Below are 24,275 nucleotides of genomic sequence, written 5' to 3' on the forward strand. Positions count from 1 at the left end.
ACAAGGCGAACCCCGAAGAACAGATGGTAAGTGAAGGAGTGTAATCAAAGTGAAGACGTGGATATTTACAGGCATCTGTGATAAGAGCGACATGCTCCTCTATATGTGCAAAATATTAGCCAATGGAGACAATAGAGTACTGCTCGTGGATGGTGCGATTGATGCGAAGTACAAACATTGCATAGGCGTGATACATCCACAACTGCCGGTTATGGAGTTTGCCGGATTCGACGTGGCAACCGGATTTGAGAACTATACATCGCTGATGGACTATCTGGAGGAAACAGACGAGAAGAAATATGACTATATCGTCATGGACGTGGAGAAGACGGAATTCCTGGACAAGATGCAGTGGGATACAGCAGATGCCCATGTTTGGGTTAGCGGGTTTGAGGTAACAGGACTGCGTAAGAGTACGGCCTTGCTTGATGAACTGAGAGCTTCAAGAACAGATGCTCCGCTACCGCCGTTCCACCGGGTATATGTTCAGGTCATTGAAGATTTGATGGATGAAACCTACATTGAAGGCTATCTGGAAGACAGCCGGATACAGTGGCTGGGTCCTCCCGTGAAAATGCCATGGGATGAATTGTTTTTCGCCTTGAAAATAAAAAATGAACATGCAGGAAGATTGGGCATCAAGCCATTGTCCAGACAGTATAAACGATCGCTTACCGAACTTCTCCGCCTTTTAACGGAAATGGAGCAGCGGCATATTCGCCGGGCACTTCGGCAAGCAGGAAGGAGGCATGCATGAGTCTGATTGCTGTATGGAGTCCCTTGAAGAGCGGCAGTGGCAGTACGATGTTGGCTTCGAGCTTACCTATCGTATTGGCGCTTGAATATCAGGTTAAAGTGCTCCTCGCCCATGGTGGACATGCAGGGGAACGAGTGGAGCAAGCCTTTACCTGTAAACAGGAAGCATTAGATTATATGACGGCATTTCAAGATACCGGAATGGATGCCTTGGAACGGCTTCGTGCAGGCGGGCGACTGAGCCCAGAGAATGTACGCAATTATACCTTGCCGCTCCTGTCTGATCGGCTCGATCTTTTATGTGGACCGAAACGCATGCCTGCCGATGCTATACATGCAACAGGAAATGCGGAGGACAGGAAACAGGCAGAACTTATGACCAGAGTTATGGAGTCCTCCAAGCGAAGTTACGACCTCACGGTAGCCGATGCAGGAAATGGAGTTCCTGGTGCGGCAGATCGGGCGATACTTCAAGCGGCAGACTTAATCGTAGTTGGTTTGAATCAGAATTTACATATCCTGGAGAGTGCGATTGAACAGGAGAGGTTGCCTCCAGAAGTGAGTGACAAGGCATGCTTGTATATCGTCGGCAAATATGACCGGGATAGCCATTGTACACTGCATAATATCAAGCGCCGCTTTGGCATCAAGACGACGGTACTTGGTGTTCCGTATTGTTCCGGGATGACGGATGCATGGAATATGCGCTCAGTTATGCCCTACATGCAGCGAAGCCGGGGAGGAGCTGACCTGAAACGCATGAGCTCACTGTATAATGCGGTTCGTAATCTGGCTGATGCCGTGGCTGAACAGCTTGGTCTTCCTGCTGGCGGTTCGAAACTGGGAGGCCTGCATGCTCTTGGGTAATTCCTTGAATACGATATGGATCATCGTCATGATTTTGTTTGTATTGCTGTTTGTATATCTGCGTTATTTGGATACCCGAAAACCGGCGGCTACGATTTCGCGGGGATCGGACCCCTATTCTCTTGAAGCTATGACTGCGTTTGTTAAAGAAAGCCTCCATCAGCTGACGCACAGCCAGTTGTCTGATTTAGGGTTGCACGAAGAGGAGTATCGCCGCAGGCTGAACAAGCGAAGCGAATTGAGAAGTGCCCTCAAGGGCTGCGTTTCCGGAGATGTGCTGGATAAGGCGTACGTAAAGGATTTTTTAAAGCAGCTCCTGGTAAGAGACCTAGGTTTGAACGAGTCCAACATTCATGCAGCCATTCCGTTCGAAAACCTGACCGAGTTAACAGCCCAGGATCAATTCGAGATCATATTATACCTGTATAAGCAGAGGCACGGAGAGGATGCTCTATCCGTACTTCTTGAAACGTATGATCTTGCAGAGCCGCGCGTGATTCCAGGTTATGGAGAGGGCAGCGTCTATGCGGTTACCGCGGAAGACATCGCATATATCTATGAGTCAGAGCAGCGTCCGCTCTTGTTTCCGGAGAAGCTGGACATCGTCGTTCAGCGCATATATCAGCAGTACAAAGGCTTTTCCGTTGTGGATGAAATCAGGGATCAACGGATTGACGGGATCAGTGGCGGCGTTAGTGGCATTCCTGTTAATCGTGACAGCGGGCAGGATATTTTTCACTCCGAGGATGAGTTTTTGGGGCTAAGTTTTTCGCGTCCCGAATCTCCTGCAACAGGCTGTGAGAGTGTGTGGATTTTTTATCGAGGGGTGTCGCTGCATCTAGCTTTTTTATCATTTGGTTCGATGCTGGAACTTAAGAGGGTATGTCAAAACATATACAAATACAATCATCCTGGGCAGCTTTCGGAAGCCAGCGGTTATAAAGTGAATGAAATGAAGGATGGCTCCAGGGTCGTTGTGGTCCGGCCCCCATTTGCCGAGTCCTGGGCGTTCTTTGTCCGCAAGTTTGATCTGCCCAAGGCTTCGCTGGATCAGTTAATTACGGGAAACGGCTCAGAATTGGTGATCGGTTTGTTGAGGTATTTAATGAAAGGCAGCCGGATTACGGCAATCACCGGTGCTCAGGGATCCGGAAAAACAACGCTGCTCATGGCGATGGTGGGTCATATTTATGCGTCTTATACTCTTCGGGTTCAGGAGATGGCCTTTGAGCTGCATTTAAGGAAAATCTACAGCCGCAGGAATATTCTCAGCTTCAGGGAAACCGAGCATATTAGTGGGCAGGCAGGTCTGGATCTGCAGAAGAAAACGGACGGTACCGTTAATATTCTTGGTGAGGTTGCCAGTGACGAGGTTGCGTCATGGATGATACAGATGTCTCAAGTGGCAAGTTTGTTTACCGTGTTTACCCATCATGCCAAGACATTCAAAGACCTTGTACAATCCTTGCGCAACTCCTTACTCAAGAGCGGCGTTTTCAGGCAAGAGCATATTGCTGAGCAGCAGGTGGTCAGCGTGATCAACTTTGATATTCATCTACGAAGAGACGCTTACGGTAACCGTTACATAGAGCGTATTACAGAGTGCATCCCGGTTGAGAAGGGATCCCTGCCACCATTCGAGGGAACTTCAGAAAACCGTTGGAAGAGCAGCATGGAGGAGTATTTTCAGTTAAGTGCAGAACATATGCGGCGATTGAACGAAGTAAGTTATTTCGTATCCCGTAATGTAATTGAATACCGGGACGGTGCCTATATCGCTGCCGCCAAGTTATCCGAAAGCAGTGTTCGTGAAATGTCCGAGCAGATGCATCCGGAAGATGCCGAAGAATTCAGAGTGTTTCTGACTTCGGGTTGGGGGGAACAAAGTGACCTCTAAAGATGTGTTAATACTGATTTTAATCATTTCTCTGGCACTGTTTTCCATCACATTCGGTATCATGTCGTGGATGAACAAGAGACGAGGGTATCGTGAGGTAACTTCCGTCAAGGTGGATGCGGGCGAGGTAAGATCATTGCGGGGGATGTACCGGCAATGGTTTCAATTGGCCTATATGTATGGGATGAAGCTCCCGCTAATCAAAGGCTATCTTAAACGGATCAGACAGCGGATCGCGATCATGCATCCGTACGACGAAATATCACTCCGGTTTGAAACAGTGAGATTAGCCTTCGCGATTACCGGCACGATCGGCTTAACCGCCATGCTCCTTATATGGAGTCATCCGGACCTGGGGTTTATTATCATTGTTATTCTCGCAGCAACGGTTATTAACAATATGCTCGTTGAGATGTTCATTAACCGACTGGAACGAAAAATACTTATCCAATCGGTTGAATTGTTCTCCTCCGTCCGCCATCACTATCAGCAGCATGGAATGGTAGAGGAAGCTTTGTACGAGGGGGCGGAGACTTCTGGACATGAAATCTCTATGCATGCCCATCGGATCTACAATGCCTTGGTATCAAACGATCCTGATGACGAACTGGAGAGGTATTATGAGGTAGCGCCGAACCGATATCTTAAAGCGTTTGCGGGTATTTCACATCTGGTCATGGAGTTTGGCGATCATGCGAGAAAACAAGGCTCTATCTATCTGCATGGACTAAGCGGATTGACCAAGGAGATCCAATTGGAAATATTGCGCAGAGACAAGCTGGATTATTTAATGAAGGGCTTGAATGTGATTGCGTTGGCGCCGGTCTTTTTCACCAAACCGATTGAACGCTGGGCCAGAAGCAGTTTTCCATCGATGGATGTGTTTTATATGAGCAAGCTTGGGTTTATGACCAAGATATCCATTTATGTCATTATTCTCATTTCTTATATCTTGCTTCAGAAGCTCCAGCAAAATCGAGAAACGGATTACCGCGCAGAGGTTCAGAAGATGACCTTGGAAGAAAGGATGTACCGAATTCCTGTTATGCGCTGGCTTGTGAAGGTGATGGCTCCGACACCCGGTACGGTGAAATATGACAGGCAGATACGGTTACTAAAGGAAAGCAACGCGAGAATCAAATTCGAATGGCTCTATATCAGAAGGGTGACGTTTTTCCTCCTGGCTTTCTTCCTGTCGTTATCGCTGGCAGCAGGCCTGCATGTGCAGGCAAAACATCATCTGCTGTTTGTCCCCGTTTCCCTGAACCATTCCCTGTTCGGCCAGATGAATGAGATCGAGCGTCGGCAGGCAGAAGAAACGGTTGAGCGTGATCGGCTGCTAATGGAACAATTGCATATGTCGCCGGATGCAACCGATGATCAGATCAAACAAATGGTCAGTGAGACAGACCCTATTGGTTTGACCAAGGAACAAGTTGAGATCACCACCGATCGAATTATGACCAAACTGCAGCGCTATGATAGCGAGTATTTGAAATGGTGGGAGTTGCTCCTATCCTTTCTGGCAGGTGTGGCTGCATATGCGGCGCCATTATGGCTGCTGCATTTTCACCGCAAAGTTCGCAATATGGAAATGCGGCATGAAATTTATCAATTTCAGACGGTCATCTCTATATTGCGTGGAATGGAGCGAATCTCGGTTGAGGGCATATTAGAATGGCTTAATCGGTTTGCCGTTATTTTTAAGATTCCCATTCAAAAAAGCTTGCTTCATTACGAACATGGCGCACAGTTGGCATTACTTGAGTTGAAGCAAGACGTCTGGTTTCCTGAATTTCAGCGGCTGGTGGACAAGCTGCTGCTTGCGGTAGATAAAGTACCGATCAAGGATGTTTTTGATGATCTCGATGGAGAAATGATATTCAGTTTCGAGCAGCGCAAGCAGGAGTATGAAGCGATGATCGACACGAAGGCCGCATGGGGGCGAATGATCGGTTTTACTCCGATGTATGCGCTGATCTTTATGTATCTTGTCATCCCGCTAATCGGCATGAGTTTCTCCCAGATGGAGACGTACTATGAGCAAATTCAACGATTATAACGATACGAGGATGGGTCAACTGGAATAATGATTAATAAGATCAAAAAATAATTGAGAGAATGAGGGAGATTTCAATGAATAATGCATCATCCGCTTTAAAGGTTGCAGCAGGTATCTTTCTGACCATTGCTCTGATTACCATTGTTGTTATTTTGTTTATCTCGGCGCAGGAGGCAACCAAAACCGCTCAGAACAACTTTTCAGATATTCAGACAGAGCTGTCCCAGGCAGCATTTACCGTATATGACGGAACAACCATCAGCGGTTCTCAGGTGACAAACGCACTGCGCAAATACAAGGACAAGGATCAATTTGGCGTTTTCATAGCAACAGGGAAAAATAAAGCAGGGCAATGGTACGGCAATGTGTTGGAGAAGGACGGTTCGATTCCCAATCCGGATTCAAGACAGGGAAATATCGAACACGTTATGGATGAGAAAAGCCCGGAGTACGTCAATCCAAGCGGGAAATTCAAGGCCACCATCGTTAAGGATGATTCCAACGTGATCAGAGGCATCAAGTTTGATCAATAGTTATGAATGGAAAGGTGACTTGCCTTGCGTGAACAAACGATAAGCGCGCTGGAAATGGCAGCAGGGGTGGCATTATTTCTTGGCGCAGCCCTGTATGCATTCCATATTCAGACGATGGTTGATGGCGGCATATCAGCCGCAGAGAGAATGACTCAGGAGCAGCATGCGGGTGTGATCACCGTAGAGATGACGAACGAGAACAGGAAGCTCATTTATAAGGGGAGCGAAGTATTATTCACGCTGCGAGAGGTTCAAGCAGGCGGCTTTAATATGTATGTGGATGGAGCACTGTTCCGATCAGGAAGTAATCCGGAGGAACTGGATCTTTCGATCATAGATGTGAATGCCCGTTATGATGCAGAGTACATTCTGAGAATGGATGGAGATGTGGAGAGCATCCAGTTTGTTAAAGTGAGGTAACAACAATGTCAAACTCGGTTTCGAAATGGTTTGCTGCCTTTCTGGCACTTCTTCTGCTGTACTTGGTTCCCGCAGGTGAGATGGCCAGAAGACAGGATGATCTGTCACGACTTGTTGTTTATCAATCCGTCACCAAATTCGTGGACAGTGTTCGTACGAAGGGGTATATTACTCCGATCATGTACAATGACTTCCTGCAAGAGCTGGCAGCCACCGGGAACATTTACAATGTGGAGATGGAGCACCACCGCAAGAAGTACCACCCGGAATATGGGGATCCTTCAGATCCTGGTACATTCCTGAACCGTTATTCCGTCGTATATGATGCTTACTATCAAGAAGATGTTATGGGATATTTGTTCCCGGAGTCGAATGTTGATAAACACGATGATAGACGCCGATATCGCTTAACGGCCGGAGATCACTTCCAGGTAAGTGTCAGTTCTCTGAATCGAACACCCGGACTGATCATGTTCGATGCGCTGACCGGATCAAATTCAGGTGGAAAAGCAGCAATCGCATTCCCATACGGAGGCTTGGTTCTGAATGAAGATTACTGATCTTGCCATCGTATTCACCGCCGTGTTTTTCCCCATGTTTATTATTCTGGGCATGCGTGCCGAGAGTCTGGAGGATGTCCGGTACGTAGAGATGAAATACTCGGCAGCTCTGCGCACAGCCGTCCAAGACGGTGGGATGATGCTGAACGATAATGAGACCCAGGACAAAGAGTCGGCATATGATTCTTTAAAGTTTATGCGTGCGGACAAAGAGCGAGCGCTGGAGTCTTTTTCTCAGACGCTGTACATCAATATGGGGATCGCGGATGATCCGGCTGCGCAGACTGCCCTGTGGTGGTATATTCCTGCTATCGTTGTGCTGGATTATGACGGGTATTATATGTATGTTTCGCAAACCTTCACCAACGCGTATGGGGAGGAGCTCATGGAGCACAGATGGACACCCAAAATCCCTTATGCCTGGAATGATGGCAGGGGCAACAGCATCCGGTTTACATTGGATTCCTTCGTTCAGGTGTATGAATCAGGTGGAGGCTCCTCCATCTGGCACTCTGGATTTCGGGAGGATCTGACCGGCAGGACGGGTGTAGCTTTGCTGGAAGATATAGATAGGTTTGAACAAGTTAGGCGGATCACGATTGTGAATACCGTTCAAGATCATCTGGCTTATTACATACAGCGGCACAACCAAGTGGCGCTCCGAAACGGAATATCCTATACGTTCGCGCTTCCGTTGATATCCCAGGAAGAGTGGGTGAATACGATTGATGATATCGGTATGATGGCATTTATTCAAGGTATTCCCCTGGGCGATCAGTATTATAATAACTATGCCCTTGGAGGCGGCAGACTCGTTAAAGCTCCGGTTTATTTCGGAGGTGTGGATAGCAGGGGACTCAAATATTATTATCGCGATGTCTGCCAATACAACTATCGCGTGGAAGAAGTGTTTCCGAGTGCCAAGGAGGCAGCGGCAGCCGGTTATCAGGAGAAAAGCTGTTCTAATCCCGGTGTTCTATAATCTCTGAAAGTTATGGTTTCTGCCGGACTCCAGGATGTGATACAATAAACTCTTGACTGTGTATATTTCGCTAAATTAACATGAAATAAGTTCATTTTATACAGACAGGAGTTACTATAGCCATGAGTTTATTGACTGTAGAGAACGTATCACATAATTTCGGGGAACGTACTCTATTTAAGAATGTATCCTTTCGTTTGTTGGCAGGCGAACATGTTGGTTTGGTTGGAGCAAACGGCGTAGGCAAATCAACACTAATGAATATTTTGACCGGGCAGCTGTTAAAAGACAGCGGCAAGGTGGAGTGGACACCGAAGATCCGGTACGGATACCTGGATCAGCACACCAAACTGACACCTGGCAAAACGGTTCGTGATGTGTTGAAGGATGCCTTCCTGCCTCTGCTGGAGCTGGAAAAAGAAATGATGGAGATCACCAATAAGATGAGCGATGCTTCTCCCGAGGAGTTGGAGCTGCTGCTCGAACAAATGGGTGAAATTCAGGAGCAGCTGGATATCGGGGATTTCTACATGTTGGACGTAAAGGTTGAAGAGATGGCGAATGGTCTTGGGTTATCCGTCATTGGCTTGGATCGCGATGTAGCAACATTAAGCGGGGGACAGCGTACTAAAGTATTGCTTGCAAAGCTTCTTCTGGAGAAGCCCAATGTACTGTTGTTGGACGAGCCCACCAACTATCTGGATGTTGAGCATATTGATTGGCTCACTCAATATTTGAAGCAATACCCATATGCTTTCATCTTGATATCCCATGATACGGAATTTATGAACCAGGTGGTGGATGTGATCTATCATTTGGAATTTGCAAAATTGACTCGCTATACAGCGAACTACGAGAAGTTCCTGGAAATGGCCGATATCAATAAGAACCAGCATATTGATGCTTACGAGAAGCAGCAGGAATTCATCAAGAAGCAGGAAGACTTCATTCAGCGGAACAAGGCCCGTTACTCCACCTCTGGCCGAGCGAAAAGCCGGGAGAAGCAGCTGGATCGTATGGAGCGGATTGACCGCCCCGAGGAAGCAGCTAAACCTGTGTTTAACTTCAAGGAATCCCGTGCTAGTGGTAAAACGGTATTCGAGGGGATCGATTTTGAGATCGGATATGATCGACCATTGCTCCCCAAAATGAATATCCTGATCGAGCGAGGAGAGAAAATTGCTATTGTTGGCTGTAATGGCGTAGGTAAATCAACGTTGCTGAAGACCATATTAGGCAAAATCCCGGCGCTCTCCGGGAAGACGTATCAAGGGGATTTCCTGGTGCCTGCTTATTTTGAGCAGGAAGTACGTCCAGGGAATATTACGCCGATTGATGATGTGTGGAACGAATTCTCACACTTGAACCAGCACGAGGTTCGTGCAGCGCTTGCTCGCTGCGGGCTCAAAAACGAGCATATTACCCGTCCATTGAAGGCACTTAGCGGCGGAGAGCAAGCCAAGGTCCGTCTGTGTAAACTTCTGATGCGCGAAAGCAATTGGATTCTGTTTGACGAACCGACGAACCACCTTGATGTTGTGGCTAAGGAAGAACTAAGACGTGCTTTGAAAGAATATAAAGGTACAATCCTGCTGGTTTCCCATGAACCTGAGTTTTATGAGGATTGGGTGACCAAGATCTGGAACGTCGAAGACTGGTCCAACCAGAATTCCTGATTCATATCAGGATCAGAATCCAGCTCTCTGCCAGGACAAATGAAACTTTGATTATCCTAAATTTATTAGTATTCCATAAGGAGGATGGGCAGATTGCTGCCTGTCCTCCTTATCTATATCCGCAAAATGGGGCGTACGGTTACGGTTTATTGGTTTTATGTTATATCGTATATCGTATATCGTTCGTATATCGTATGTATATGCCTTATGCCTTATGTCTTATGCTTTATGCTTTATGCTTTATGCTTTATGTTTTATGGTATAAGTGCATTTATGATATGCTAGAAACAACCTGAAATGAACGGAGGAGATGTTGATGGAAGACATGGACTTATCCATCGGGGCATCATTATATGAAGGGGATTCGCATCCATAGCCCCATGAACCCGTGTAATTCCCTTCTGAAAGGGAGTCGTACTAAAATGAATTGGGAAAATAACTTAAATCAGGGAGAAGACGTCATGCTCTCTCCCGAGAAGTCGGTTATACGGCGGGGCCAGATTGTGTACCGCCCAGCCGGAGCTTGGACTCCGGCTGTACACTCATTGTTGAGGCATTTGAGGCAATCAGGGTTTACATCGATTCCGGATATTATAGGTTCAGGATGTAATGAGAAAGGCCAAGAGATGTTAAGTTATATCGAAGGCGAATTTGTTCATCCCGGGCCATGGAGCGACGAAGGCATCATCGAAGTAGGACAATTATTACGGCAGCTTCATGACGCTTCTGCTACATTTAAACCCCAACCCGGGCTTGTCTGGAAGCCATGGTTCCTGCGTAAACTGGGTGACACCAGGGTTGTATACAGCCACGGTGATATTGCCCCTTGGAATATGGTTACCCGTGATGGGAGGCCGATTGCATTAATTGACTGGGAATACGCTGGCCCTGTACATCCGTTTCTTGAACTAGCCCGCGTATGTTGGCTATTTCCACAGCTGCATGATGATGATGTAGCTGAAAGGGTTGGTTTGCCAAATGCAGAGGTTCGTGCAAGGCAGCTCCGCTTATTGGTTGACGCATATGGCCTCGATCCAACTAGTAGGGCCGCCCTCTTTGAGATGATCGTTGAAGTGGTCGTAAGGGAAACGGCAGAGGAAGCGATCGAGTTACAGGTCACGCCGGAAACGGAAGGCCTTCTATGGGGGATTGCCTGGAGGGCGCGGAGTGCGGCCTGGATTCTGCGTCATCGCAGTATAATGGAGAAGGCGCTAAATACTAGGTTGCATTAGGTTGCAATAGTTAAACAGCCCATCCTCTTCATGGGATGGGTATTTTCAATCATGGTCGTCGTCAAAAAAACTTCGTGAACGTCATCTTTTGTTAGAAGATTTGCAGATATTGATCGGAGGAAAATTCATGTCTGATTTAAGCGATAACAGGGAGGAAGTAAATCGTACACAGTCTCTCTTCGTGGCAGCCTCGGGGTCCCCGGACCGTGATGTAACAATGAAAAGGGAACGAGAGGATCGGTATTCTAGGCAAGAGCGCTTTACGCCATTTGGAAAAGAGGGCCAGCTCCGCCTCCGGGACAGTCACGTGCTCGTTCTTGGTGCTGGGGCGCTGGGAAGCGCTATAGCTGAAACTTTGGTTCGCGCAGGTGTCGGGCATGTAACGATCGTGGATCGGGATTACGTGGAATGGAGCAATCTGCAGCGTCAGCAGCTGTTTACCGAACAGGATGCGATCGATCGATTACCGAAGGCCGTAGCAGCGGCTAAACGGTTATCCGAAATTAATTCGGATGGTATCGTGGATGGTATCGTTATGGATGTACGTGCCCAGGAACTGTCGGTACTCTGTCAAGGCGTTGATTTGATGATGGATGCTACCGATAATTTCGGGACCCGGCTGATTCTGAACGACATCGGTTTTAAGCATGGAATCCCGTGGATTTACGGAGGCTGCGTGGGAAGTTCAGGCATGAGTTACACATTCTTGCCGGGAGAGACGCCATGCTTGAACTGTCTGCTTGGAACGATTCCCTTGGGTGGTGATACCTGCGACATTAACGGAATTCTTCCGCAAGCGGTACAGATGGTCGTTGCCCATCAAACGATGGAAGCGATGAAGCTTTTGTCAGGACACCGACATGCTCTTAGAAAAAAGATGCTGTCGTTCGATTTATGGCGTAATGAACGGGTGGAGTTTGGCGTGGACCGAGCGAAAAAATCGGACTGCCCCACATGCGGGGAGCATCCGAAATATCCTTACTTGACGGCTGAACACGCGGATAAAAGCGAGGTGTTGTGCGGCAGGGATACGGTACAGATTAGGCCAGCCAGACCGCTGCAGCTTCAGCTGGATGAAATGGCCGATCGATTGAACAGGCTCCATCATGGAAAAGCAACCGTAACGCCGTATATGATCATCTATCAGGTGAATCCACATCGTTTGGTTATATTCCGGGACGGCAGAACCCTGGTGCATGGCACATCGGATATCGCCAAGGCCAGGTCGCTGTACAATCAATACGTTGGTGGGTAATTACAAGGACAAGAGCAAAAGCGTTTCATCAATAATCGTAAACGCACAAAAGGAGTGGGCCTCACAGGCCCACTCCTTTTCATGTTGATCCCCAATCCTTAATTCAAAATTAAATTAAAGCCGTTCTGAATGAAATACAGATCAGGATGAGCGATATTTTCTGTTGTCAGATTGTTAAATGTTGCCGACCCATTGCCCGTATAGGTGTAAATCGCCGCACCTGGATGAGGATTCGAGAATCTTGAGGATGTGATCCCGTCTAGCCCCGTACCGTCAATATGGATGTTGTTAAATACGATGTTCTGAAAACCGCCGCCATAACCAAGCTGAACGGCACTGCGCTGGGTGTTCAGGATATCGATGTTGGTAAACGTGACATTGCGGATTGCATCATTCGATGCTTCCAGATCGATTGCGCCGCGCTCCCCATCATACAGGTCTTTACTGGTTCCACTCCCAATGATCGTTGTATCGGAGAACAGAATGCCGGTATTGTTCTGGAAATGGTATCCCGGGAACACGGTATTCATTCGAATACCGGAACCGCCTACGGTGTCAACTATCAGGTTGTGAGTAGCCTTATGTCCGCTTCCCCCAAAGAATGCGATGGCTGCTGCGCGCCAATTATTTTCGATGGTGTTATAGGAGAAGGCGTTGTTAACGCCCGCAGGTGCGCCATTCACGTTACTCGTCCATACGGCGAGACCATCGTCTCCGTTATTTCGAATGCTGCTGTTACGGACAGTTGAATGGCTGGTTCCTTGGGCAAAATTGACCCCGTCCGCGAGATTATTGCGGATTCGGCTGTTTTCAATGATCAGCCCCGCCGCGATAATGGCTGGGGTATGCGCATAATCGCCTACCCAGAATCCACACTCAAAGTGCTCGACCCACACATTGTGAATTTTGGAGTTGGTGCCGAAGTTATCCATAAATCCCTTGTAGATTGCATTTTGATTATAACGTGACCGCAGATTTGAGTTGAGGTAGATATGGCTGAAATCAAGCTGGCCCGTGATCCGAAGCGAGATCCCGCCAGAAGCGGCATTCGGGTTGGTAAATTGAATATTTGTATGCCAGATGCCTGCACCCATAATCTTGATGTCATCAATCATATTCCCAACCGAACCGATCTTCCACATGTTGCCCAGATGGAATGTCCCTTCGGGAATGTATAAGGTCTTGCCGGTTGAAGCGGCAGCCTGCACAGCAGCTTCAAACGCCGATAGGTCATCTTGGCCGTCGTTCGGGGTTGCACCGAAATCCGTTACGGATACCGAGTTTGCCGGACGGGCGATTGCCGCAGGGACCGGCTCGATTTCGATAAAATCAACGCCATATTCCAGGTTATCGGCATTGGATTTCTGAATACGAATTTTGTCTCCCTGCTGAAGCGGCGTATCCATCTTCCAGTGTACTTCATCGAACCGAAAGAGAGGGCGTCCCCCACCAGGCGCATCTGCAGGATGATCGCTGGAGAAGTATTGCCAGTTGTAGTAGGAGGTCAATGGAATGGTCTTTTTCTTCGTGCCATTCACATAAACGTCGAGTGAGCCAGTCAATCCCATGCCGTCGGGTGAGTCCGGCATCGTATAACGCATGGTTACGCCGGCCCCGCCTTCACCTGGCCGAACCGTCCATTCGAGATTGGACCCGTTGGAAGGTAGCGCTACATAACGTTGGCCGGATGCTTCTGATGCTGTGAGCGCTTGATCGAAAGTCGGTGCCGACTTTAGCAGAGCCCCGCCACCGCGTAATGCATCATCCGTATCGTAACGGGTATATGGCATGCTGGCGCCGCGGGAGGAATATACCGTGAGATTGGCCTGGCTGACGTTGTTCTCCCGTTTAACGGGTAGTTCGTTTGCATCCGGTGCTATGGATGTTGTTAACGTGTAGCTGCCATTTTCCGCTGTCCATGTGCCCGGAATATGGACAGCGGCGGAGGAACCTGCAGCAAGCGCGCCATCATAACTACCGGTGAAGGTTTGAATCGTTGAACCGGCCGGATTTTTCAGAGCGACGGAAATCGCGTGGGATCCGCTTGCCGTGGCTTTGTTGCCCTGGTTCTTAAGATTAACGGTAAAGGCTACTGCATTCCCTGCGACAGGAGTGGCGGGTGACCATTGTACGGTTCCTATCAAATCAGAGCTTTCGAGCGCACCAATAACCAGAGGGGCTGGATGCGAATAGCTGTTGTTTTCATTATTCTGTTCCATGATTTCATTATCCTCATCGACCTTGGCACTGACGGAATAGGATCCAGCCGTTTTGATTCCGGCATGAAGCGTTACCGTGGAGGATGCTCCTGCCGCTAGCGGACCTACCGGGGAGGAGCCTGCTTTCGTGTCATTTAAGTAAAAATTGACCGTCGTAGTCCCAGCTTCCAAGTCCCCAATGTTCTTAACTGTAGCACTCAGTGTAATGTTATCGTTTTCATTCGGGGAAACTGGAGTCCAGGACATATCCGTAATGGTCAGGTCCGGATTCTGTGCGGGTGTGCCGTAAACTTCGAATTCGGCAATCTGCCCTGCCGGTGCACCGGAATTGGACGTTATGTTCAATTGTAGACGTTTCACGGTCGCCGCTACCGGAATTATTACGAAGTTGCCGGACGCGGGATTGAATGTATAAGACTGAGCCGGTACCAAATCACTAAAATTTGTTGAGCTCTGGTCATGCCCGAGCACTTGTATGGTTTGGGTGCGCGTACTCCACGCTGGAGACGGATTCAGCTTCAGCACGATGGAGGTGATATCGTGATCGGTTCCCAAGTCGAGCGTCAAGGAGCTTGGGTTGCTTCCGCCTTCCCAGTAGGTTTGGATGTCATTGTCGTTAGCATGGGTTGCTACATACGTGAAGGTGCTTGAGGAGGCGGTAATCGGTTTGCCGCTCGCGATATTGTTACCCGTAGGAGGTGTTGGCGGGGAGACCGATGGTCCATAAATTTCAAACTCAGACAGCTGCGCTGCCGGCCAAGTCGTGTTACTCGTTACGGTCAGGCGAACATATCGCGTGCTCGCCTCGTCAAAACGGATAGTCACCGAGTTTCCTGCTGTAGACGGGTTGAATTCATAATCGGCCGAATCCACGATATTTGAGAATACCGAACCATTCGAGCTGCCTTGTACCATTAACGTTTGTGTCCGTGATTCCCATGTGGCAGGTAGTTTAAGGACGATCCGGTTGATGCTGGTGTCATCACCGAGATCGACTTGAATCCACTGCGGAAAGGCATGATTGGTGCTTTCCCAGTACGAACCTTGATTGCCATCGTTAACGTTAGCCGGCTCGTAGGTTTGGGATTGACCACTTGCTGTTACGGCTTTGCCGAGGGAGAGGTTTGTTTCGCCTGCGGCTGAAACTGGTGCGGGCGGCCCTGCGGCCGTGCATACGATAGATATCAGCATAGCCATGACAAGTGGCCATACCACGAGTTTTTTGCGCATGTTATTTTCCTCCTCCAAAGTGTTCACATACTTTCCCATTAAACATGAGCTAATCGGTGAAGATATCCCCCTTTCCTAATCCTATATCCCATTATAAAAATAGCGCCGCTGCAGAGATAAGATGTATTTCTACGGAAATCGTATGTGATCCCAGCATCTTTTGGAGTGAAAGCAGGATGAATCAGCCATACTTACATTATTAAGTGTTGAAAGCGGGGGGGAACCCGTGGAGAAAGTAATTCTGATCGCGGCAGACAATCAAGATCGGGTCCAGACCGTTATGGAGATTTTAAAACAAGCGGGCTATAAGGTTATGCATGCCATGAGTCATTCGGAAGTAGTCGCCATTTTGCAGCGCTCAGGCGCAAACTTGCTGCTCATCGACAGCAGACTGCCGGGTATGAACCATTTTAATCTCGTGGAACGGCTGACGGGCAAAAAGGAACAGATCCCGATCATCGTCATCGGAAATGACGGTTCTGATGAAGCCATTCAGGCATTGGAGGCAGGTGCCCATGACTATATCCCTGATGACAGAGATACAAGAGAGCTGTTGGCGCGGATTGCCAATTTGCTGAAACTTTTTCAGACAGGTCGCATGGAACAAGAGGAAGTTATTCGAATCGGAGATCTGGTGATCGATCCTCTGAGCCGGAATGTATCCCGGGAAAAGGAAGCCATTGAGCTGACTCATCGCGAATATGATCTGCTGCTGTTCTTGGCTAGAAGGCAGGGGCAAGTATGCACGCGCGAGGATATTTTAAAACAGGTGTGGGATTACGATTTTCATACGGGTACCAACGTGGTGGATGTCTATATTCTTCATCTAAGAGAGAAAATCGATAGAGGGCGCAAACAAAAGCTGCTGCGTACGATTCGGGGAACCGGATATAAACTGTTATCGCAGGAAGAAATCAATGCTGCAAGCAAAAAAGACCGCCTTCCGTGAGTGGAAGACGGTCTTTGATTTCATTCGATAGTAACAAGTGGAGTATTGAACTACAGCACGCGGCGGGCTTTCAGGTAAGTCTTGCTCCAGTTGCCTGACAGGCTGGAGATTGTTACGCCAGGTTTGCCGTAAGTGTGCAGAATTTTGTTGTTGCCCATATAAACGGCTACGTGTGTTACGTTTCTACCATTTGCGCGGCTTCCGCTTGAGAAGAATATCAAATCGCCAGCTTTTAGGTTCGATTTCGATACCGCTTTACCCACTTTGGATTGGGCAGCGGATGTACGAGGCAGGTTGACGCCGTATTTTTTAAAGATATGCTTCATAAAGGAAGAGCAATCAAATACTCTTGTCGTGGATGTGGATGCTCCGAATTTATAAGGTGTTCCCATATATTGTTTACCAAAGTTAACGACTTGAGTTCCTGTGCTTACCGATGCTGCTTCTACAGGAGCCGGTGGTGCAACAGTAAGAACTGCTCCTGCACCCAAAGTTGCGCTCAAGCTGATTACTACGGCCTTCTTAATCCAATGCTGTCGATTCATGTTGTATTACCTCCATGCTGTTTTGTTTTTTGCGATGAACCGAGTATATCAGATTTGAAACCGACTATATTTTGGATAATCGGCGCAAACCCTTGGGCAGCATGAAATGAAAGCGAATTATTAAAATATCATTAAAAGTTACAAAATATTAAGAATTAGATGCAAACGATGACTTGAAAACGAGAAAAAACCCTTGATATACAAGGGTTTTTAACAATAATTTCGATTGTTAACATTGCTGCATCAAAGATGACAAAATAGTAATGATTATTGATCCTTACTCTGAATAATAAGGAGCAGACCACCTTCGATCCGGACCGTCCCTTTGTCCTCGGTCAGTTTATTGCTAACTCCGAGAGACTGCCCCAATCGCAATGTGGCATCGTGGAGCGGGTACTCAAATCCTTCAAGATTGATCCCGGTAACTTCCGTAGTCAGCGGAAGTAGGGAGACATATGTAAACCCTTTGTTCTCAACCATGCAGCTGGAGCCCGTCAGGGTAATGAAATTGTTCTCATCTAATATAGAACACGGGATATGATGTTGGAGTCCACGAATCAGCATGTGGATATTAGCCAGCGTGTGATCCAGGCGCGTCCCCGTAGCTCCTAGAATCAGGATGGATTCGGGGGAATGCTCCAGTGCCATTTCGAAGGCAAGCTCGGTGTCGGTCAAATTTTTATCGATCGGATCACAGTCGATCACCTTACCGCTCATAGATCGTACTCGATCCATTTGGCCGGGCGGAATGGAGTCAAAATCTCCAACGGATAGGTCCGGCTTGATCCCATGTTCAATCAGGTAGAGGGCCCCGCGATCAGCCCCTATAATGAAGTCCCCGTTTTGAACCTCATCCAGGAAACGTGGTGACAACTCCCCACCTGTAAAGATCAGGACGCGAGTATGGTTCATTATAAATTCCTCCTTTTTCGAGAGAATTGTCATTGTATTCTAGTATAGAGCAGTTTTCATGCTTGCACAATTTTAATAGGCACGGCTACAATGTAGTATGTAAATTGACGGGGGAGCGGGGGAACTGAATTTTGGACATGCATCTGTTTGACGTATTCAGTATCATTGGCACCATTGCGTTTGCCATGTCCGGAGCTTTTGTAGCTATGGAAGAGGAATACGATATACTGGGGGTTGTGGTTCTGGGTTTAGTCACAGCCTTCGGCGGGGGTATTATAAGAAACGTACTGATCGGCGTGCCGGTTACCACCCTGTGGAGCCAGGGAGATTTAATCATGCTCGCGATGATTTCGGTATTTGTAGCGTTTGTGCTGCCGCTCGGTTTGATTCAGCACTGGAAGAAAACGGAGGCACTGTTCGATGCGATCGGATTATCTGCCTTTGCGATTCAAGGGGCTTTATATGCTACACAAATGAATCACCCCATGAGCGCGGTGATTGTGGCTGCTGTGCTTACCGGAAGCGGCGGGGGAATGGTCCGCGATTTATTGGCAGGGCGGAAACCGCTGGTGCTGCGTGATGAGATCTATGCGGTCTGGGCCATGATAGCAGGCGTCGCCATCGGCCTTGGTGTCGCCACCAAGACATGGGAACTGCTGGCTTTGTTTGTTGTGGTGATCGTATTCCGGATGCTGTCCGTGCTTTATAAATGGAGATTGCCCAGAAGGTCGCTGCACGAGGGTCATCCTGCGGCAGCCAATGGAAAGAAAGTCAGTTCGGGTTAATGGAAGGTAGGCAACAATACTCATTAAGTTAGATTTCTCGTAAAATGACGATTTATTATAGCGTGAAGGAGAGAGGACCATGGTATCCGTCTTGTTTGTATGTTTGGGCAATATCTGCCGCTCGCCAATGGCGGAAGCGGTGCTGCGACATAAAATTGTACAGCGTGGGCTGCAGGGAAAGATCAGCGTGGATTCTGCCGGCACAGGAGATTGGCATATCGGGAACGTTCCCCATGAAGGAACCCGAAAGCTGCTGGACAGCTGGCAAATCAGCTACGAAGGAATGGTTGCTCGCAAAGTGGTAAGCGAGGACCTCGTCAAGTTCGATTACGTCATCGGCATGGATGATTCGAATGTGGCAAATATGCGCAAGTTGACGGGCGGCGAACAGGCTGCGATTCTGAAGTTTATGGATTTGCTGCCCGATGAAAAGCTGCGCGAGGTGCCGGATCCGTATTTCACTGGAAATTTTGATGAGGTGTACCGGCTTATTGATGCGGGGTGTGACATCTTACTGGACAAAATCATGAAAGAAAAGCTATAATCGATTCGAACAAGCGGTGAGTCCACCGCTTTTTTGACGAAAATCATTGAAAGCGATACCAAGAAGAACGGGCTGCCGAACATAAAAGATGAACAATGCACATTCCATAAAAAATGCGCGGTTGTTCATCTTTTTTGAAGTGAAGCAACAGGAGTGGCATAACTTGTGCTAACTATTGCTTCAAAGGTATTCTTTTTTGCTAACTGCTTTAAAGCGTAACGCGTGAAGTCCCTGGTGGGACAGGCAATGAATTTTGCTGTAACAGGTCATTTATATAGCCAATGGATTTTGCCAATCAATCGATTAATCAAGGAAGTACATAAGAGCGGCAGGGAGCTCTTTTTGCCAGAATCCCCAAAGGTGACGGCCGTCTTTTTCAAGATAGGATAGGGTGGCACCCCGTTCTTCCAGCAATGCTTTTGTTGAACGATTCAGTTCAACGAAGTTATAGACACCTGTATCGGTTGCGTAGTTGTCTTCTTGCAAGCCTACAATCATATAGATGTCGAGCCAGGATAAATCCTGTTCTTCCTTAATCATGTTCTGAGACTTCTCATAGAAGGCGCCGGACAAGCTGATGATTCGGGTAAAGAGATGCGGGTAACGCAAGGCCAGATGCACGGAGACGCTTCCGCCAAGGGAGTCGCCGGCGAGTACTCTTTCGGCAGGCTCTTTGCGCACAGGATATTTTTGTTCAACGAAGGGAATAATCTCTTCGGCGAAGCAGGATAGGTAAGCATCGAAACGGTTGCCGAATGGCGCATACTCCTCGGTGCGAACTTTGGTGTTCACTTCCACGCCTACAATGATGAACGGCTCCACGCCTTCTTCGAGTATGAGCTGGTTGGCCCAAGTCGCGATGCGACCAAAATTGAAAAATTCCTCTCCATCCTGACAGTAAACGACAGGATAGCTGAGAATTTCATTGTATCCGGGAGGAAGGTAAATGCGCAGCGTTCGATTCTCCTGCAGAAACTTGCTTTCAATCACTTCTTTTACAATGGTTCGCTTCAATAAACGTTCATTCGTCATCATTCGTCACCTTTTTCGGGTTAGTTTTTGAAATGCGGTAAACAATAAGTTAAAATTACCCTGACATGTCTAAGTTGGCTGCTGTTCTATGATGTTTGTCATACTGTTATAGTATTTTCTATTATCTGTTATACATACAAACGTCAAGAAATATGAAATTTTATCTCGTATTTCTTTGACGAATGGAGTGGAACAGGTGTATAATAATTCTATAACAGCGGAACTTGATATTCAAATATTTATTGAGGTGAAAAAAATGACCAAGGTTCCTTATGAAGTATATACCGAGGAAGTCGATACTCTATCTGTACTTTCCCCGGATGGCAAAATCGTAAACAAAGATCTTTTGCCTGAATTGTCAGATGATCAACTGAAAGAAATTATGTACCGTATGGTATTTACCCGTACTTGGGACGACCGCGCCGTAAATCTCGGCCGTCAAGGACGTCTCGGTTTCTATGCTCCTGTATCCGGTCAAGAAGCAACAATGGTAGGTAGCGAATTCGCGCTTGAGAAAGACGACTTTGTCTGCCCGGGCTACCGTGATATGCCGCAAATCGTATGGCATGGACTTCCACTTTATCAAGCATTCCTCTACTCCCGCGGACATCAGCACGGCGGACAAATTCCGGAGGGTGTTAACGTATTGATGCCTCAGATCATCATTGGCGCGCAAATCTTGCATGCTATGGGTATCGCTATGGGTTACAAATTGAAGAAGCAAAAACAAGTTGCTATTACGTATACCGGTGACGGTGGTTCTTCCGAAGGCGACTTCTACGAAGGCTTGAACTATGCAGGCGTGTACAAATTGCCAGTTATCTTCTTCGTGCAAAACAACGGCTATGCAATCACGACTCCATTCTCCAAGCAGACTGCAGCATTGTCTATCGCACATAAAGCTGTAGCAGCTGGTATCAAGGGTGTTAAAGTTGACGGCATGGATGTTCTCGCTGTGATCAAGGCCGTTCGTGATGCTGCAGAACGCGGCCGCAATGGCGAAGGCGCAACGCTTATCGAAGCTGTGACATACCGTTTCCGTCCGCATTCCCTGTCTGACGACGCTACGAAATATCGTACGAAGGAAGAAGAGGGCGAGTGGAACGAGAAGGATCCGATCGCACGTCTTGCGAAGTACCTGGAAGCAAAAGGCCTCTGGACAGAGGAAGATACAGCTCGCGTGAGAGAAGAAGCGAAAGCGAAAGTCAACGAGCAAATTAAAAAAGCAGAACAAACGGAAAAAATGACGGTACCTGGTTTGATCGACAGCATGTTCGAACAAACACCGAAGCATCTGGAAGAGCAGAAAGCCGATTTTCAATAAAAATGACGGGCCGATGATTGTCGAAGGTTGATCCTGGATAATCATCCGGTTTGTCATGGCTGTATGCATCAGGTCTGTTTTAAATTACGTTTTGACATCGATATATAGCCGCAAGGCATAACACTGGAATTTTAGTGAACTGTATTTCTTAAGGAGGAAATGAAGCAATGGCACAAATGAACATGAAAGAAGCGATTCGCGACGCCATGCGCGTTGAATTGAGCCGTGACCCTAACGTTGTCATCTTCGGTGAAGACGTAGGTAATGTCGGCGGTGTTTTCCGGGTAACGGAAGGCCTTCAAAAAGAATTCGGGGAAGAGCGCGTATTCGATACGCCGCTGGCTGAGTCCGCTATCGGCGGTTTGGCAGTAGGTCTCGGTATTCAAGGCTTCCGTCCGATCGCTGAAATTCAATTCGTTGGATTTATCTTTGAGGCGCTTGATCAAATCGTCGTTCAAGCAGCGCGTATGCGTTACCGTTCCGGTGGACGTTACAACTCCCCAATCGTATTCCGTACGCCATTCGGCGGCGGGGTTAAAGCAGCTGAGCTGCATACGGATGCACTCGAAGGTTTGATTACACAAACCCCGGGTATTAAAGTTGTAGTACCTTCCAATCCTTATGATGCAAAAGGACTCATGATCGCAGCGATTCGCGATAATGACCCTGTGTTCTTCATGGAACACTTGAACCTGTATCATGCGTTCCGCGCTGAAGTTCCTGAAGGCGACTACACCATTGAGCTTGGTAAAGCTAACGTGGTTCGCGAAGGAACAGACGTTACGATCATCGCTTACGGCCTGATGGTTCATACCGCAACGAAAGCGGCGGACGAACTTGAGAAGAACGGAATCAAAGCGGAAATCATCGACTTGCGCACCATTTCTCCAATCGACATCGATACTGTGCTTGCTTCGGTTAAGAAAACCAACCGTGCCATCGTGGTTCAAGAAGCACAAAAATCGGCAGGCGTAGCTGCAGAAGTTATCGCTCAAATCAACGAGAAAGCGATTCTGCACTTGGAAGCTCCAGTGCTTCGCGTGACTCCGCCGGACACGGTGTATCCATTCGCGCAAATCGAGGACACTTGGTTGCCTACTCCAGCACGTATCGTGGATGCCGTCAATAAAGTATTGAATTTCTAATAGCAGCAATATCTAGGGAGGTTTTTTAGTTGGCAAAATTTGAATATCGTTTTCCAGAGCTGGGTGAAGGTCTGCATGAAGGTGAAATCATCAAAATGCATATCAAGCCAGGCGACAAAGTAACAGACGACGACATCATCATGGAAGTACAGAACGACAAGGCAGTCGTAGAAGTTCCTTGTCCCGTGAACGGTACGGTTCAAGAAGTGTTTGCCAAGGATGGTCAAGTGTGCCGTGTCGGTGAAGTGGTAGCTATCATCGATGCTGAAGGCGACATTCCTGAGCAAGAAGCTCCTGCTGAAGAGCAGTCGGCGCAAGAAGCTGACGCAGCGAAAGGCAGTGCAGATACAACTTCTTCACCGGCTCAAAATGCTCCGGCTGACGCTAAACAAGGCGGAAACGGTGAAGCAGCAGCGCCAGCAGCACCTAACCGTGAAGTTCTGGCTACACCTAGCGTGCGTAAATTCGCTCGTGAGCAAGGCGTAGACATTGCACAAGTGCAAGGCTCCGGCAACAACGGTAAAGTGACTCGCGAAGATGTTGAAGCCTTCAAAAACGGTGGAGGCCAAGCAGCAGCTCCAGCGCAAGAAGCGGCTTCCGAAACGAAAGCAGCCCCTGCAGCAGCATCCGCAGCGGTGGATACTCGTGCAGAAGAAGAGCGCGTACCATTCAAAGGTATTCGTAAAGCGATCTCGAACGCCATGGTTAAATCGGCTTACACAGCTCCTCACGTTACGATCATGGACGAAGTTGACGTAACCGAGCTGGTAGCGTTCCGTACTCGCATGAAACCGATCGCGGAGAAGAAAGGCACGAAAGTTACGTATCTGCCATTCATCGTTAAAGCACTCGTTGCGGCTAGCCGTCAATTCCCTGCTTTGAATGCGATGATCGACGAAGAAGCGAACGAAATCGTGTACAAAAAATACTACAACATCGGTATCGCTACAGATACAGACAACGGTCTGATCGTACCGGTTATCAAAGATGCGGATCGTAAGAGCATCTGGATGATCGCTGACAGCATCCGTGACCTGGCTGCTCGCGGCCGTGAAGGTAAACTGTCTCCTAACGAAATGAAGGGCAGCACGATTTCCATCACAAACATCGGATCCGCAGGCGGTATGTTCTTTACACCAATCATTAACTTCCCAGAGGTTGCTATTCTCGGTACTGGCCGCATCAGCGAAAAAGCGGTTGTGAAGAACGGCGAGATTGTAGCAGCACCTGTTATGGCATTGTCCTTGAGCTTTGACCACCGTATCATCGACGGCGCAACGGCTCAAAACTTTATGAACTATATTAAACAACTGCTCGCTAACCCTGAGCTGCTTGTTATGGAGGTGTAAC

The 24,275-nt window shown here is 48.0% G+C and carries 21 protein-coding genes; 17 read left to right on the forward strand and 4 right to left on the reverse strand.

Annotated features, from left to right (window positions below; translation table 11 throughout):
* Window positions 1-49: 49 nt before the first annotated feature.
* The 11 genes from MHH48_RS12995 (at window position 50) to MHH48_RS13045 (ending at window position 12,240) form a co-directional block, all read left to right on the forward strand.
* Window positions 50-757, forward strand: coding sequence for a hypothetical protein (locus tag MHH48_RS12995; RefSeq protein WP_076321160.1), 708 nt, complete (start codon window positions 50-52; stop codon window positions 755-757).
* A complete protein-coding gene (locus MHH48_RS13000) occupies window positions 754-1,623 on the forward strand; it encodes a hypothetical protein (protein WP_076321161.1) in 870 nt (289 codons plus the stop codon). Before MHH48_RS12995 ends, MHH48_RS13000 begins: the two co-directional genes overlap by 4 nt.
* Window positions 1,610-3,520 carry an ATPase, T2SS/T4P/T4SS family gene (locus MHH48_RS13005; protein ID WP_076321162.1) on the forward strand — a complete coding sequence of 637 codons (1,911 nt, stop codon included), beginning with the start codon at window positions 1,610-1,612 and terminating at the stop codon, window positions 3,518-3,520. The genes MHH48_RS13000 and MHH48_RS13005 overlap by 14 nt, the downstream gene beginning before the upstream one ends.
* Window positions 3,510-5,582, forward strand: coding sequence for a hypothetical protein (locus MHH48_RS13010; RefSeq protein WP_076321163.1), 2,073 nt, complete (start codon window positions 3,510-3,512; stop codon window positions 5,580-5,582). Before MHH48_RS13005 ends, MHH48_RS13010 begins: the two co-directional genes overlap by 11 nt.
* Before the next feature lie 74 nt (window positions 5,583-5,656).
* Entirely contained in the window at window positions 5,657-6,115 is a 459-nt protein-coding gene (locus tag MHH48_RS13015) for an ABC transporter permease (RefSeq protein ID WP_076321164.1), read from the forward strand.
* A 24-nt stretch (window positions 6,116-6,139) separates the two neighbouring features.
* Complete coding sequence (locus MHH48_RS13020) at window positions 6,140-6,535, forward strand: hypothetical protein (protein WP_256720406.1); 396 nt, start codon at window positions 6,140-6,142, stop codon at window positions 6,533-6,535.
* A gap of 5 nt (window positions 6,536-6,540) precedes the next feature.
* Entirely contained in the window at window positions 6,541-7,095 is a 555-nt protein-coding gene (locus tag MHH48_RS13025) for a hypothetical protein (protein WP_076321165.1), read from the forward strand.
* Complete coding sequence (locus MHH48_RS13030) at window positions 7,082-8,077, forward strand: hypothetical protein (protein ID WP_076321166.1); 996 nt, start codon at window positions 7,082-7,084, stop codon at window positions 8,075-8,077. Before MHH48_RS13025 ends, MHH48_RS13030 begins: the two co-directional genes overlap by 14 nt.
* Before the next feature lie 122 nt (window positions 8,078-8,199).
* Window positions 8,200-9,753 carry an ABC-F family ATP-binding cassette domain-containing protein gene (locus tag MHH48_RS13035; protein WP_076321167.1) on the forward strand — a complete coding sequence of 518 codons (1,554 nt, stop codon included), beginning with the start codon at window positions 8,200-8,202 and terminating at the stop codon, window positions 9,751-9,753.
* 422 nt (window positions 9,754-10,175) lie between these two features.
* On the forward strand, window positions 10,176-10,985 hold the full coding sequence (locus MHH48_RS13040; protein WP_076321168.1) for an aminoglycoside phosphotransferase family protein: 810 nt from the start codon (window positions 10,176-10,178) through the stop codon (window positions 10,983-10,985).
* Window positions 10,986-11,202: 217 nt separating this feature from the next.
* On the forward strand, window positions 11,203-12,240 hold the full coding sequence (locus MHH48_RS13045) for a ThiF family adenylyltransferase (protein WP_076321342.1): 1,038 nt from the start codon (window positions 11,203-11,205) through the stop codon (window positions 12,238-12,240).
* A gap of 98 nt (window positions 12,241-12,338) precedes the next feature.
* Here MHH48_RS13045 and MHH48_RS13050 read toward each other — a convergent pair whose 3' ends face one another.
* Window positions 12,339-15,689 carry a discoidin domain-containing protein gene (locus MHH48_RS13050; RefSeq protein ID WP_076321169.1) on the reverse strand — a complete coding sequence of 1,117 codons (3,351 nt, stop codon included), beginning with the start codon at window positions 15,687-15,689 and terminating at the stop codon, window positions 12,339-12,341.
* A gap of 226 nt (window positions 15,690-15,915) precedes the next feature.
* Here MHH48_RS13050 and MHH48_RS13055 point away from each other — a divergent pair, with 226 nt between their 5' ends.
* Window positions 15,916-16,638, forward strand: coding sequence for a response regulator transcription factor (locus tag MHH48_RS13055; protein ID WP_076321170.1), 723 nt, complete (start codon window positions 15,916-15,918; stop codon window positions 16,636-16,638).
* Between the two features lie 50 nt (window positions 16,639-16,688).
* On the opposite strand, the gene MHH48_RS13060 is transcribed toward MHH48_RS13055, so the two are convergent.
* Complete coding sequence (locus MHH48_RS13060) at window positions 16,689-17,183, reverse strand: C40 family peptidase (RefSeq protein WP_076321171.1); 495 nt, start codon at window positions 17,181-17,183, stop codon at window positions 16,689-16,691.
* 267 nt (window positions 17,184-17,450) lie between these two features.
* Window positions 17,451-18,095 (reverse strand): thiamine diphosphokinase, encoded by a 645-nt coding sequence (locus MHH48_RS13065; RefSeq protein WP_076321172.1) that lies wholly within the window; start codon window positions 18,093-18,095, stop codon window positions 17,451-17,453.
* Window positions 18,096-18,232: 137 nt separating this feature from the next.
* Between MHH48_RS13065 and MHH48_RS13070 the strand changes: the two genes are divergently transcribed.
* Window positions 18,233-18,880: a trimeric intracellular cation channel family protein gene (locus tag MHH48_RS13070; RefSeq protein WP_076321343.1), complete on the forward strand. Its 648-nt coding sequence runs from the start codon at window positions 18,233-18,235 to the stop codon at window positions 18,878-18,880.
* 79 nt (window positions 18,881-18,959) lie between these two features.
* Window positions 18,960-19,424 carry a low molecular weight protein-tyrosine-phosphatase gene (locus MHH48_RS13075; protein ID WP_076321173.1) on the forward strand — a complete coding sequence of 155 codons (465 nt, stop codon included), beginning with the start codon at window positions 18,960-18,962 and terminating at the stop codon, window positions 19,422-19,424.
* Window positions 19,425-19,727: 303 nt separating this feature from the next.
* Here MHH48_RS13075 and MHH48_RS13080 read toward each other — a convergent pair whose 3' ends face one another.
* Window positions 19,728-20,456, reverse strand: a complete 729-nt coding sequence (locus tag MHH48_RS13080) for an alpha/beta hydrolase-fold protein (protein WP_076321174.1) — start codon at window positions 20,454-20,456, stop codon at window positions 19,728-19,730.
* A gap of 256 nt (window positions 20,457-20,712) precedes the next feature.
* Here MHH48_RS13080 and pdhA point away from each other — a divergent pair, with 256 nt between their 5' ends.
* From pdhA to MHH48_RS13095, 3 genes are all read left to right on the forward strand, one after another.
* Complete coding sequence (gene pdhA, locus MHH48_RS13085) at window positions 20,713-21,780, forward strand: pyruvate dehydrogenase (acetyl-transferring) E1 component subunit alpha (protein ID WP_076321344.1); 1,068 nt, start codon at window positions 20,713-20,715, stop codon at window positions 21,778-21,780.
* Window positions 21,781-21,947: 167 nt separating this feature from the next.
* Window positions 21,948-22,925: an alpha-ketoacid dehydrogenase subunit beta gene (locus MHH48_RS13090; protein ID WP_076321175.1), complete on the forward strand. Its 978-nt coding sequence runs from the start codon at window positions 21,948-21,950 to the stop codon at window positions 22,923-22,925.
* Between the two features lie 29 nt (window positions 22,926-22,954).
* Complete coding sequence (locus tag MHH48_RS13095) at window positions 22,955-24,274, forward strand: dihydrolipoamide acetyltransferase family protein (RefSeq protein ID WP_076321176.1); 1,320 nt, start codon at window positions 22,955-22,957, stop codon at window positions 24,272-24,274.
* The last annotated feature ends 1 nt before the right edge of the window (window position 24,275 follow it).

Origin of the sequence: Paenibacillus sp. FSL F4-0100 (assembly GCF_037993005.1) — a bacterium.
Classification (GTDB): Bacteria; Bacillota; Bacilli; order Paenibacillales; family Paenibacillaceae; genus Paenibacillus_AQ.